This window comes from Steroidobacter agaridevorans (genome assembly GCF_009932555.1).
Lineage (GTDB): Bacteria > Pseudomonadota > Gammaproteobacteria > Steroidobacterales > Steroidobacteraceae > Steroidobacter > Steroidobacter agaridevorans.
Genome location: NZ_BLJO01000004.1, coordinates 750,045 through 763,140 on the forward strand (window position 1 = coordinate 750,045; position 13,096 = coordinate 763,140).

At 61.0% G+C, this 13,096-nt stretch carries 8 protein-coding genes; 7 read left to right on the top strand and 1 reads right to left on the bottom strand.

Annotated features, from left to right (window positions below; genetic code table 11):
* Positions 1-2: 2 nt before the first annotated feature.
* Positions 3-554, bottom strand: a complete 552-nt coding sequence (locus tag GYH35_RS18035; protein WP_161811292.1) for a TetR/AcrR family transcriptional regulator — start codon at positions 552-554, stop codon at positions 3-5.
* Positions 555-741: 187 nt separating this feature from the next.
* Here GYH35_RS18035 and GYH35_RS18040 point away from each other — a divergent pair, with 187 nt between their 5' ends.
* The 7 genes from GYH35_RS18040 to GYH35_RS18070 all read left to right on the top strand — a co-directional run bounded on the left by GYH35_RS18040 (position 742) and on the right by GYH35_RS18070 (position 12,562).
* Complete coding sequence (locus GYH35_RS18040; protein ID WP_161811293.1) at positions 742-2,007, top strand: cytochrome P450; 1,266 nt, start codon at positions 742-744, stop codon at positions 2,005-2,007.
* Positions 2,008-2,296: 289 nt separating this feature from the next.
* Positions 2,297-3,136, top strand: a complete 840-nt coding sequence (locus tag GYH35_RS18045; protein WP_161829131.1) for a type II secretion system protein N — start codon at positions 2,297-2,299, stop codon at positions 3,134-3,136.
* 44 nt (positions 3,137-3,180) lie between these two features.
* A complete protein-coding gene (locus GYH35_RS18050; protein WP_161829132.1) occupies positions 3,181-10,428 on the top strand; it encodes an FG-GAP-like repeat-containing protein in 7,248 nt (2,415 codons plus the stop codon).
* A 17-nt stretch (positions 10,429-10,445) separates the two neighbouring features.
* The gene (locus GYH35_RS18055) at positions 10,446-10,727 is read left to right on the top strand and encodes a hypothetical protein (RefSeq protein ID WP_161829133.1); all 282 of its coding nucleotides are present in this window, start codon (positions 10,446-10,448) and stop codon (positions 10,725-10,727) included.
* Between the two features lie 6 nt (positions 10,728-10,733).
* Positions 10,734-11,039, top strand: coding sequence for a colicin immunity domain-containing protein (locus GYH35_RS18060; protein WP_161829134.1), 306 nt, complete (start codon positions 10,734-10,736; stop codon positions 11,037-11,039).
* Positions 11,040-11,058: 19 nt separating this feature from the next.
* The gene (locus GYH35_RS18065) at positions 11,059-11,394 is read left to right on the top strand and encodes a hypothetical protein (RefSeq protein WP_161829135.1); all 336 of its coding nucleotides are present in this window, start codon (positions 11,059-11,061) and stop codon (positions 11,392-11,394) included.
* A gap of 217 nt (positions 11,395-11,611) precedes the next feature.
* Positions 11,612-12,562, top strand: a complete 951-nt coding sequence (locus GYH35_RS18070; RefSeq protein ID WP_161829136.1) for a hypothetical protein — start codon at positions 11,612-11,614, stop codon at positions 12,560-12,562.
* The last annotated feature ends 534 nt before the right edge of the window (positions 12,563-13,096 follow it).

Here is a 13,096-nt window from a genome sequence, read left to right on the forward strand (position 1 = left end):
GCTCAGGATCGCCTGGCGCGCTTGGTCTTGGCGCGCTGAGCCCAGTTCCTGTCAGCCGCGACCGTCGGATTGATGATGATGCGCTCCTGGATCTCGGCCACGCGCTCGATGGACACCGGGCGCTTCTGCCGCAGCCACCAGCTGAGCAGCTCGATCGTGCAAGTCACATTGAAAGTCACGGCCAGTTCGGGCGGTAGCCAGTTGTCCGGGTTCGAGCGGCTGGAGGCTACATCGCTGGCCTGTTTCAGCAGCTCTTCGCGCAACACCGCAGCGGCGCCGCCCGTTAGCAGCGTGGACCAAAGCTTGCGGTGAGAGTCGACGTACGTGCACAGATTGACGGAAGCGGTGCGCGTGTCGTCCGCCTCCAGCGCAGGCAGCATCAGCTCGGACAGCCGGCGCACCTGGTCCGCCGCTATCGCATGCAGCAGCGATTCCTTCGTCGGGTGGTGACGGAAGAAAGTGACGTAACTGATGCCAGCCCGGGCGGCGATGTCGCGAATGCTGATCTGATCCAGCGGCTTCTCTTCGAGCAGCTTCAGGAAGGCGGTGCGCATCGCCTCGCGCGTGTGGACTGCGCGCGGATCCTGGGCCGCTGACAAATGAGGTCGGTGCGTTCTCGATGCCATGGGTGCGAGTGATCGGGTTCGGTCGCCGCATTGTAGCCGAGACAACTGTGATTCACAGTGTTGCTTATCTAAGCAATATGGTGTTTCATAGTTTCATCTGCGGGGGGAGTCAGCCATGCGAATGGAAGAGCGCGATTACTTCACCGACTATGCGGTGCTGAAAGAGCCGTACGAATACTTCGAAGCGGTGCGCGCCAAGGGGCCGGTGCATACGCTGCCGGATCGGGGTGTGGTCGTCGTCACCGGCTACGCCGAAGCACTCGAGGTGTTGAACAACACCAGGGATTTCTCCTCGGCGATCGCGCCTCAGGGGCCGGCGATGCCGTTGCCCTTCGCGCCCCAGGGCGACGACCTCACGCCCCAGATCGAGGCGCATCGCAATCGATTCATCGGTGGCGATCTGCTGGTGGCTTATGACGACCGGCAGCACTCGATGTCTCGCTCCATCCTCAGCCGTTTGTTTACGCCGTCGCGCCTGAGGGCCAACGAGGCTTTCATTCGCGAGTACGCCGGCGAGCTGGTGAGCGATGCAGTGGCGCGCGGCGGCTGCGAGTTGATCAATGAGATTTCGACGCCGTTCGTCACACTCGTCATCGCCGATCTGCTCGGCGTGCCGGCGGACGATCGCAAGCTGTTCATGGAAGTGATCGCCGCGGGGCCGCCGCCAGGGAACATCGAGACGGAAAATCAGCAGGCTCAGAACGGTCCGCTGGAGTTTATGGGCCGGTACTTCGCGCAGTACGTGATGGACCGCCGGGCCAACCCTCGCTCCGACGTGTTGTCCGAGCTGGCCAATGCGACCTATCCCGACGGCTCGACGCCGGATCTGATGGAGATCGTCCGGCTCGCGACCTTCCTGTTCGGCGCGGGACAGGATACGAGCGCCAAGCTGCTCGGCAATTCGATGCGCTACATCGTCGATGTGCCCGGGCTGCAGGACAAACTGCGCGCTGATCCCTCGCTGATCCCTCAGCTCATCGAAGAAGTCCTGCGCCTGGAAGGCTCAACCAAGATGACGTCTCGCCTGGCCCGCAAGAACACGCGCATTGGCGGTGTGGAGATTGCAGCGGGCACGAAGATCTTCCTCGCGCTTGCCGCGGCCAATCGCGATCCGCGTCGTTGGCCGGAGCCGAAGGAGTTCCAGCTCAATCGCGAAAAGATCAAAGAGCACCTCGCATTCGGCCGCGGCCCGCATGTCTGCGCCGGCGCGCCGCTCGCACGAGTGGAAGTACGGGTCATCCTCGAACGCTTTCTCGAACAGACATCGCAGATCGAGCTGTCCGCGGACAAACATGGTCCGCGCGGCAACCGGAATCTCGACTTCGAGCCGAGCTTCATCATTCGGGGACTGGCAGCGTTGCATCTGAAGCTCGTTGGGTGAAACCCTGATTCCACTTTCCCCAGTGTCAAGGCTGTTGACAGCACTGAGTTGCGCTTGCAACTTATGTGCAACGGCGGTGAAGGGTAACCGCACGAAAGCAGCTAGGGATGGCGAATAACAAAAGTCGCCGCGAACCCCGGCAAGAACAAAGTTTCATCGGCGCGTCGCATGGCGACGCGATGGGATGCTTTTGGGGTGACGTATGACGACATCAAGAACAATCGGCGTCATGGGTTCGTGTCCGGCGTGGCCTATCTGAAGCAGCATCGCGCTATTGATCATGCCGGGCATGAATCGATATCAACGCGAAGTCGCCGAGATGGATCGGCGACATCGGTGGCTGATGCGCACGTTCTGCGTGGCGGCATCGTCAGTGGTCGTCGCGGTGTTCTTATGGGCTGCGGATATCTCTCCGAAGCGCTGGTTTGGAGATTCGTCGGAGACGGCGCAGAGCGCGGCAGTCGCACCGGCGCCCACGGCGTCCGTGCAGCCGGCCAACACAAATCAACAAAGCGCACCCGACGCTTCCGATCCGCAACGGTTGATTCTGGTCAGCACTTCCCCTGGACGAACCCCATACGAAGGTACGGCGCGACTCGGGCCTGATCCCGCCGAACCGCAAACATATGTCGCCGGCGCTGTGCTGGCCAATGGTGCGGAACTGGTCGAGATTCATGCAGATCGCGTGCTGCTCAAGCGAGGCACTGAAACGGCCACGTTGTATGTCGCAGGCGGCGGCGCGGGCGCGGCCGCCGCATTGACTAGCTTGCGCGCAACTGACGTTCCGGCGCGAAGTGCGAAGCGCGCGGCCTATTCGATCACGAACATCATCAGATCGGCTCCCCATTACGAGAACGGATTGATGGATGGGCTGGAGATTTTCCCGGGCAAGGACCGTGGCGCATTCGCGCAGCTCGGTCTGCAGTCGGGCGACGTCATTTTTGCCATCGACGGTGCTGTTGCAAACGACGTGCTGCGGGCGAGGGAGCAGCTGAGCGTGCTCGCCAAAGGCGAAGTCGTCACGGTCACGATCCGACGTGGCGATGTCGTCACGGATCTCGCGCTCGATGGCTCCGTCATTGCGAACGATAGGGCAGCAACGCCCGGGTCGCCACTGTCCGCCTCGTAGCGAATCACGAATCAATCGAAGTCACGTGCTCAATGGAAGAAGGCATGAACTACTTCACTCGACTGTTGTACCTGCTGTTGGCTCTGGTCGCGACACCGCAGGTGTTGGCGCAAACCTCGATGAGCGCGCAGGACTACGCGTTCATAGGAGTCGAATACAAGCCGACGCCGAGCCTGCTGTACATCGGGCGCGATGCCAGCAAGCTCAGCGGTACAGCGGCGCTGGACAACGGCTTCTTAACGGAAAATGTCATTTATAGCCGGCAGTCCTGGGCCAGCAACTACCTCGGACTGCAATGGTCGCTGGAGGTATATAACTTCATCTACGCCGACTTCGACGGTAAGAACGGCCCCGACATTCTGATGCAGAGCAAGGCCGGCGGCGCGAGCTACCTGCTGCTGGCCGACAGTAACCAGAACTTCACCGGCGCAAGCCAGAGCTTCGCCAACCCGGCCTTCGGCCTGGACTGGTCCGAGGCGAAGCACAAGATCATTCCCGGCGACTTCAACGGCGACGGTCGCGCGGACTTGTTTTTCCAGGCGACTTCCGCCGCGGGCGACAGCGCAATCCTGTTCGCCGCATCCTCGGGTGCGCCTTTCAGCAGCTCGGCATGGGTCTATAGCTGGTCGGACAACGGCAATCCGGTCGAGGGATTGAACTGGTCGACGCAGGCGGCCGTGGTGCATGCCGCCGATTTCAACGGCGATCAGAAGACCGACTTCTTCGTCCAGGCGAAGCCGAAGTTCGTCACGATCGATTTCGATGTGCCCTTCCCGGTGCCGACGTACCCGGCCGAAATGAGCGGCATCGTCCTGTCGTATTCGACGGGTTCGGCGCCGGTGTTCGCGACCGCGGATCTGTTGAGCCGGCACGAGCGCGGAGTCGATTGGTCCCCGAACAACGCCAACGTGATCGTCGGTTATTTCAACGGCGACAATCGAGCCGACATCCTGCTGCAGGCAAGGCGCTCGGGAGGTACGACGTATCTTCTGACCACCGACGGCAACACGCAGCTGACGAATGGCGTTGCCATGCCTGGCTCGCAATGGTCGTCGACCAGCTCGCAACTCATCCCGATGGGTTTCCCCAACGGCAGCGGCTACAGCAGCGGTCTGATTTTCCAGACGCTGGATGCAGGGGGAATCAACCAGCAGGCGACCTCGATCGCCGCTGGCGTGAGCCCCTCGTTCCAACGGATGTACGACACGACCGGCACTTACCCTGGCATGGCCGGAGTCCGGCTCGGCGGACAGCCGAATATCTCGATCGATGGCGAGGCGCAGTACACGATTCCGCTGGACCTGCCGGCGGGCATCAATGGCGTAGCGCCGCGGCTCGCCATCTCGTACAACCACAACAGCAAGGCTGGGCAGCTCGGGCCGCGCTGGGACATCACCGGCCTGTCCAACATCACTCGCTGCCCGAAAACGTTTGCGCAGGATGGTGTCACGACCGGGATGACGCTGACTGCCAACGATGCCTATTGCCTGGACGGCAGGCGCCTGCGTCATGTGTCGGGCCCCTATGCGCAGACCAACTCCACGTATCGCACCGAGATCGAGACCTATTCGCTGGTGAAGGTGACCGGGCACAACAGCTACGGTCCGACGGCCTTCGAGGTGCGAGGCAAGGATGGTTACATTTACGAGTACGGCAACACGGAACAGTCGCGAATTGCGACGACTCTCGGCGGCGCGACTATCACGAATACCTGGGCGCTCAATCGCGTCAGCGACCGCGCCGGCAATGCCATGGAAGTCACCTATGACATCGAGAGCGGCCATGCCTATCCGGCGCGTATCACTTACGGCGGAAATCAGAGTCGTGGTATCCAGCCGCAGGTATGGATCGAGTTCAACGATGACCCGACGCTGGGCTCGGATTTGCCGCCGAGCGATGTCTCCTGGTGGTTCGGCGGCCTGGCGAAATATCACTATTATCTGACTTCGATCCACATCTCCATCGAGGGTTCGCAGCAGAGCCTGCCATGGCGCACTTATAACTTTCAGTACGCAACTCGCGGCAATGGCCCCGACGGCCGGCCGTTGCTGAGCTCCATTCAGGAGTGCGTGTATTCCGGCTACGAATCCCGGCTGGGCTGCGGGTCGCCGACCAGCGTGGAATGGAACGTCAGCAGCAAGGGCTGGGGGCAGACCGACGCAAGCTACAGCAGTGGCCCCTGGGAGGCTGGTGTCGCAGGAGATATCAACGGCGACGGCTACGAAGATACCTACTACGTCGAGATGACCGGCCCGACGGAGTGGGGCGACTATAGCCGGTTCCTGCGCGTGAGGTGGGGCTCCGCCACCGGCCCTGGAGCTTCCGAGCTGGTGCTGCCGACCGATTACGGCTCGGGCGGCCTGATGTTCCTGCCGACCGATCTGGACTCGGACGGTCGCACCGACCTGCTGATAATGAACTACGGCACGTGGTACTGGCTGCGTTATCACAACGGCGCATTCGTTTTCACCGATACCGGCGTACCCACCTCCGGGGCGATCCCGTCCGGACCGTGGGGCATCTGGGAAATGACCGATGTGGACGGCGACGGTTACGAGGACCTGGTCAATATCGGCGCCAACCAGAACCAGCTGCGGATTCGCTATCACAATCACGACGGCTCGGCGGGCTTCGAGGGCGGCACGACCACTTACAACGTCGGCTTCAACATGGTCCGCATCGGCGCCGGCCAAAGCATGCGCGCGTTCGGCGGGATCGATGTCGACGGCAACGGCCGCGGTGACCTGATCGCACAGGCCAGTGCAACCAACTACACCGCTCGCGTTCTCTACTCCACGACCAGTGGTTTCACGGTAGGCGAGACGCTGAACTCAGTGGCGGTCGACATCGACGCCAACTCCGATCACTGCACGGACCTGGTAAGCAACACGCAGCTCTGGATCAGCAAGTGCATGCTCTCGGGCGCTTCGGCGCTCAATGCGCCTGTGACAGTGCCCGGCCTGTATGCCACTCCGCTCATCCACGATTGGGATGGCGATGGCTTCGAGGACCGGCTCTACAGCAACGGCGGCACCTTGTTCGTCAGCCGCTCGACCGGCACGTCGTTCGAGCAACCTGTTTCCACCGGCGTTCCCTACTACGGCGATCAGCCGGTGAATGCCACCGTGCTGGACATGGACGGCAATGGCCGTCGGGACATCATTTACCTGGATACCGGCGGCCAACTCCGGCACCAGAGCAATCCGAACGGCCGCTCCGAGCTGGTCACGGCCATCACCGATGGATTCGGCAACTTCGCGCGCTTCAATTACAAGTCGACCGCGGCGGGCAACTGCTACACCGGATCCTCGACACCTCCGGCGGCGAACACGCATCTGCGCGCAGTGAGCATCGGCATGCTCGTAGCGTGCGGCGTGGAGATCAGCGATGGCAATGGCAGCTCTTATAACTTGAGCTTCGCTTACGAGAACGCCAGGTTGAACGTACAAAGACGCGACTTCGCGGGATTCTCGCGCAGAACCGTCACGGACAGCCGCAACAGCGTTGCCACTCGCGTGGATCTGCACCAGCAGTTTCCTTATCGAGGCATGGTGAGCTCGAGCCGTGTCAGTCAAGGCGGCAGCATCGTCAGCGAGACCACCAACTCGCCCACTAGCCTGACGTACTCCAGTCCGACCACGGGTCAGCAAACGAGCTATCCGTATGTCTGGCAGGCCGTGACCAATCTGCGCGAGGTCACGGGCGTGCTCGCCAATTCAGTGGTTGCAAGAAAGACCATCACGGTGGGGCTCGACAGCTACGGCAATCCGACCTCGACCAGCATGTCGCTATTGGATCTGCAGACGGACTCGCCGCTCTACAACGTCACTTTGTCACGAAGCACAGCCGAAACGATCCATAACGATGCGGCCACCTGGTGCCTGGGTCGTTCCAATCGCACGACGTTCACCGAATCGCTCGGTTCGTCATCCAGATCTCACGTCACCTCGCGCACCGTCGACTATGCGGCGTGCCGCGTGGAAGACGAGACCATCGAACCGGATTCGGTCGCTACAGCGGCGGAGAGGCTGTTCATCGATTACACGTACGATCCCGAGGACTGCGGCAACCTCAGCTCGGTGCGCGTGGACGGCTTGTATGCCGACGGTACGGCCATGCCGTCGCGAACCACGCAGATCGGTTACAACACCGCTTCGTGCCGCTTCCCGACCAGTGTCACCAATCCCCTGAACCAGACGGAGTCGTTCGGCTTCGACGATCTTCTGGGTGTGCCGCGGACCCATACCGATGCGAATCAGTTGCAGACGGTTTGGGACTACGATGCCTTCGGGCGTCTCAAGTCCGAGACGCGTCCCGATCAGACGTCCACGCACATCACTTACGGAAGCTGTGCCAATGGCCAGTGCGGAGTCACGGGCGCTCGCTGGCAGCAAACAACTGCAGAAAGGGATCGCGACGGCCTGGAGATCGTGCGCCGGATGCAGGCGCTCGATAGTTTCGATCGTCCCATCTTCGAGCAGGCGCAGCGGGCCACCGGTCCCTCGTCCGGATCGTTGAGCAACGTCCGCAAGACTTACGACGCTTTCGGCCGGCTCTCGACCGAGAGCGTTCCGTACAGCGCCGGCGGCAACGGCGCTCAGCGCTATCTCTACGATCTGCTCGGTCGCGTGACTCGCTCCGAGTTGCTTCGGGCCGATAACACGATCGATCGCTACACCGAGCTTACTTACGCGGGACACAAAGTCAGCATCCGCAACCCGCGCGGACACACCACGCAGCGTTTCTTCGATCTGTTTGGTCAACTGCGTAAAGTCGTCGATCCCTCGCCGGGAGGAACGACCGAGTATTCCTATTCATTCGACAGCGCCGGTCTGTTGGCGACGTCGGCCATCGACAATGCCGGCAACGTGTTGACGAGCAAAACCAATCGGCGCGGCTTCAAGCTCGAGCAGAGCGACCCGGATGCCGGCGTGTGGCAGTACAGATACACGTCGTTCGGCGAGCTGACCCGGCAGATCGACGCCAAGAATCAGCAGGTCGATTTCACGTACGACCCGCTGTCGAGGATGAAGACTCGTACCGAGCCGGAAACGCCGGGCGTGCTGACGCAGTGGAATTGGGGCGCGTCCGCGGCGTTCAAGAACATCGGTCAGATGGAATCCGTGACGGCGGCCGGCGGCTACATCGAATCGTACACTTACGACGGGTATGGTCGACCCAATCACGTCACGTACAACTACGGCGCGGACGGCTCTTACGATATCGATGTGGGGTACAACGCGGCGGGACTGCTCGACACACTGACCTATCCCGCGAGCAGCGGCGCCAATCGGTTCCGCGCGAAGTACTCATATCTGTATGGCCAGCAGGTCCAGGTCAAGGACGACTACGCCAACACGACGCTGTGGACCCTGGCGAATACCAACGACCGCGGCCAGGTCACGCAGGAAACCTTCGGCAACGGCCAGCAGATCGTGACCGGCTTCGACGCGCTGACGGGCCTGGTCAGCAGCGTCAGCTCGGGTGTTGCCGGTTCGACCACGAATCGGCAGAACCTCAGTTATCAGTGGGATCCGAACGGCAATCTGGAGTCGCGCACCGATCTCAATCGCTCGAATCTGAACGAGACCTTCACGTACGACGCGCTCGACCGGCTGCAGAACGTGTACCGGCTCGGCGTGCAGACGCTGTCGCTCTCCGTCAATGCGATTGGAAACATCACGCAGAAGTCGGATTTCAGCGCGTCGACGTACGACTATTCGACCGCTCAGGCTGGCTGCAACTACTACTCGCATAGCCAGCCGCACGCCGTGCGCCGCGTAGGCACGGCGTCGTACTGCTACGACCAGAACGGCAACATGACGTCGCGCGCCGGCAGTGCGATCAGCTGGACGTCCTTCAACATGCCGAATGTGATCAACGGCTCGGGCGGCGCCTCCAGCACCTTCACATACGCACCGGATCGAAGCCGTCGCAAGCAGGTGGCCACTTACTCCGGCGGCGGCGAGACCACGATCTATGTGGCCGGCTTGTTCGAGAAGGTGACTTCGGGAACGACCACCTACTTCCGCCACCACGTCGCGGCAGGTCGCGGCACGGTCATACATTCGCGCCTCGCGAACGGGACGTCGCAGAACTACTACGTTTCGCCGGACCACTTGGGCAGTTCCAGCCTGATCACGGATGCGAGCGGGAATGTCATCGTCGATCAGTCCTTCGACGCGTTCGGCAAGCGCCGCAGTGCTGACTGGCTCAGCGCTCTGACCACCTCCGAGTTGCAATCGATGGCCAACGCCACGCGGCACGGATTCACCGGCCACGAGCACTTGGACAATCTCGGCCTGATCCACATGAACGGCCGCGTCCAGGATCCGGGGCTCGGCCGCTTCATCTCCGCCGATCCATTCATCTTCTCGCCCGGCAGCAGCCAGGGCCTGAATCGCTACAGCTACGTGGGGAATAACCCGCTGTCGATGATCGACCCGAGCGGTTTTGCGGAGGTGTGCGTTTCGACTGACGTCGAGGTAACGGTCTGCGCGCCTGGCTTCAACGATCAACCGGTGAACTCAGCGATCTTCGGTGGGGGCGGCGGCGGCGGCGGCGATGGCATGTCGGCCGGGCAGGCGGCCGCTGCGATTCTCGAGACCGTGGTAGTGCATGCAAACGTCAAGCTCACTAATGTCAGCGCCTACTCGATCGCTGCCGACGGTCGGATGTCGAGCGTGACGGTGACGGAACTAGGTTGGATCGACCGGCCCGCGCCACGCAGTTCAAACCCATTCACACGCTTCGGCGAGCCAGGCTCATTCGCTGCGAGCGGCGCGTACGAGTTTGTCAGCGATCCGGACATCTCCGATCAGGCCAAGGTAAGCACTGCCGCGGTCGCACTGACTGTGGCAACACTGGGTCTGACTGCCGAGCTCATGCCGCTTGCGGCAGCCCCCTTGGCATTCGGGTTGGAAGTGCAAGGGATTGCCGATGGCATGCCGGCCCGGTTTGGCCCTCGGATAGTTTTCCCGCGCGGCCCGGGCGCAGCAACTGGCCCCATTCCGCCTGGTCACACATCAGTCAGCAGATGGGCGTCCGCGGAGGAAGCCGAGATTTGGATTGCTAATGGCGGCACAGCGATACCAGCCGGCATAGGAGCCGAGGGGCGTGTTTACGTCACAGCCTTCGGCGCGGCCAAACCTGGCGGAACTGACGCTGTGCGCATAGATTTTGCAATTGACTCACGGGCGCTGCTCGGTGCCGGAAAACCAGAGTGGTTTCAGATACTTCAACCCATGCAGCGTGTGCCGATCTATAACATGTCGGTCACCTACCCGCCTTGACTAGAGGAGGATCAACCATGGCATCGGTCGTCATCAGTGCCGAAAATGGAATCGTCGTGCGATTGGCAGCGCTGCGCGCGAAAGGAATTCAGTTCAAGCGGGTGCTCGATGCCATGGAGGTGGACAAGCCGTTGGACAAAAACGAAGACATTGCTTCGTTCGGTCCTCACTTTGGGCGCGAGGCAGCCGACGAGTTCCAGCGCAGACTGGAGAGTCTTGGCCTCGTCTACATCGACGACTTCTTCATCTTCTCAGGAGATTTTCCCGATTGGACTGCTTTCCAAATGGAGTTGCGTTAGCCAGCAATGTCCGGTGACGATCTCAAGGAATTGCTGGAATCGATGCGGAGCTTCGTCGATGGCCGCCTTCCTGCAGAGGAGTTCGCGGATCGCTACCAGGTGCTGTGGAAGCGCCTGCGCGACTCGCGCTCCATGGAGAGCCTGAATCCATATCTGCAGCGCGCGATCGATGTCGTGTTCACGGCCATAGACGATGCCGATAGCCCTATTCACGGCCGATCGCTCAATAGTTGCGAAGCCCAACTACGGCAGGACGTTTCTGTGGTTCTGAGCGTGATCGATGGAGTGGAGCCGGACCAGTCACGGATGTAGTACGACACGGAGTATGACTATGAGCAAGAAAATCGTCAGAGGCGCGATCGTCACTGCCATCGTCGGCCTGGGAGTCAGCCAAGTCGCCAGTGCCGGCCCCAACTATCAGGATGGTCGGGTGATCGACATCACGATGGCGGGCGGCGAGGTGATGATCCGGCTCGATACCGGCCTTCCCGACAATTGCGCGGGCGCGCCTTACGGTTGGATGTCCATACCCGCGACAGGCAAACCGATGCAGGCTTACATACTCGGGTTGCAGTTACGCGGCGATCTCGGTGACGTGCAGATGCGTGTGTTCACTGCTGGTCTGGTGAACGGCAGCTGCAGCGTCAATCAGATCGATCCGACGTAGCCAATTGCCAGCGTTGGCATCGGCGTGTTAGATGCCGATGCCATGAATGGCACAATCCTGGATCGCTGGCTGCTCTAGCGGGCGGCCTGGACACCCATCGACCTGAATATCTATCGCATGCGCGGCTTACGGCGAGCCGTGCCGTGCTGGGAGTGGACATCTCTGGATACCCACTGAGGGAGGCCCGAATAGGGAAGAAGGCGACGGCGCAAAGTATGTGGAAAAGTATGTGGATGTCCAAAGAGGAGCTACGCAGGGATGGAATCGCTACGCGTACGTGGGCAACAATCCGCTCAGCATTACAGATCCGAGCGGTTTCGGTGGCTGTCGTATAACAATCTGCCATCCCGACGGTCAGGAGAGTCTGAACGACGCGATCTTTGGCCACCTGGATACTGGAACGTGGGATCCGGGCGGGCCCGACTTCAATGACCTCGGCCTTGGCGTCAGCGCCGCGGACTATATGTTTAACTCGCTGCTCTCGTGGACCAGCATGGATCGGCATGACATGCTGTCGAGGATCCAGCGGCTATCGACCACGCCCCACATAACCGCTTACAGTATCCCTCGCACTCACCAGCGCGAGCCGTTCAATCTGCCTCACCAGCCGCGGGATGCGGGGACGTCGAAGGGGAGCACAGTCGGTGGGGCAAGCGGCACGCGCTTGGCATGGGCATCTCAAAAGGGCTTTTACGTTCATCAGAACGTCACACGCGATGTGATCGGGCGTACTCTATCGTCCCGTGAGCGCGCGATTCTTGATAGGGCGCAGGTATTTGCTGATGGCGTGCAGTTTCAAGACGCCGCCTCGTCGTTCCGGCATGCAATGAGAAATCCAGATCAGACCGCGGATGAAGCAAGAGCGCTTGCGAACGAGTTTGTCAGAGCACACTTCGCGCGAGCGTGGGCAGCGTCGACACGAGACGAAGCACTCTTCAGATTTGGGGTTGCACTTCACACGCTTCAGGACGCCACGTCACCGTCGCACGCGGGGTTCCAGCTTTGGTCTGGAAACGAAACCTTTGGAGAGCAGGCGACACACGTGCGAGCCGAAGTCTTTGACCCGGGTGCTGGCAGCGCTCTTCACAGAGCGACGGAAGCTGCGTGGCAATGGTTCCAACGCGGGGAGTTACCTCAAGGTGATCTGTTTATCTTCGGGCACGACTGAGGACTGCAATGAAAGCGAGACTTGTCTCTGTACTATACGGCTGCTTTCTTCTCTTGCAGGGAACTGCGGCGCATGCAAGCGGTGATCCAATCGTTATCTATTTGGCTGCGGGTGGTGGAATCGTTCAGGTCACGCTCCTCGTCTTCATATTCATTGCTCAATCCTTTCGAGCAGCGAGGGCGCCAACAGTTGCAGCTTACTTGCTCTACTTGGTGGTCGTTTGGGCATGGGTTTGGCAGTCGAGGCAATCTGCGACAATGCTGGGGGCAAGCTTAGTAGTGCTTCCGTCTCTCATCGTTGCTGCACTTCTCTGGATGGCATCCGCCATTGGCCGTCGATCACACACAATCGCGCAGCGCTGAGCACAGTCGGTGGGGGTTTCAGCTCGATCGCGCAAACATCTGGCCTGGGTAATGGGAGGGACATCCTGGGGAGGGACATCCTGGACACCCACCACGCCATCTGTGTCTGAGGCCCTGTTCGTCGAATTTCTAGCGAATCGCCCAATTAATCGCCATCGGCCGGCGCGACCCA

Bases quoted from the DNA above. Each gene is read 5' to 3' on its own strand.
- GYH35_RS18055 (WP_161829133.1), top strand. From the start codon at position 10,446: ATGGCATCGGTCGTCATCAGTGCCGAAAATGGAATCGTCGTGCGATTG.
- GYH35_RS18050 (WP_161829132.1), top strand. From the start codon at position 3,181: ATGAACTACTTCACTCGACTGTTGTACCTGCTGTTGGCTCTGGTCGCG.
- GYH35_RS18060 (WP_161829134.1), top strand. From the start codon at position 10,734: ATGTCCGGTGACGATCTCAAGGAATTGCTGGAATCGATGCGGAGCTTC.
- GYH35_RS18045 (WP_161829131.1), top strand. From the start codon at position 2,297: ATGAATCGATATCAACGCGAAGTCGCCGAGATGGATCGGCGACATCGG.
- GYH35_RS18035 (WP_161811292.1), bottom strand. From the start codon at position 554: ATGCGCACCGCCTTCCTGAAGCTGCTCGAAGAGAAGCCGCTGGATCAG.
- GYH35_RS18040 (WP_161811293.1), top strand. From the start codon at position 742: ATGCGAATGGAAGAGCGCGATTACTTCACCGACTATGCGGTGCTGAAA.
- GYH35_RS18065 (WP_161829135.1), top strand. From the start codon at position 11,059: ATGAGCAAGAAAATCGTCAGAGGCGCGATCGTCACTGCCATCGTCGGC.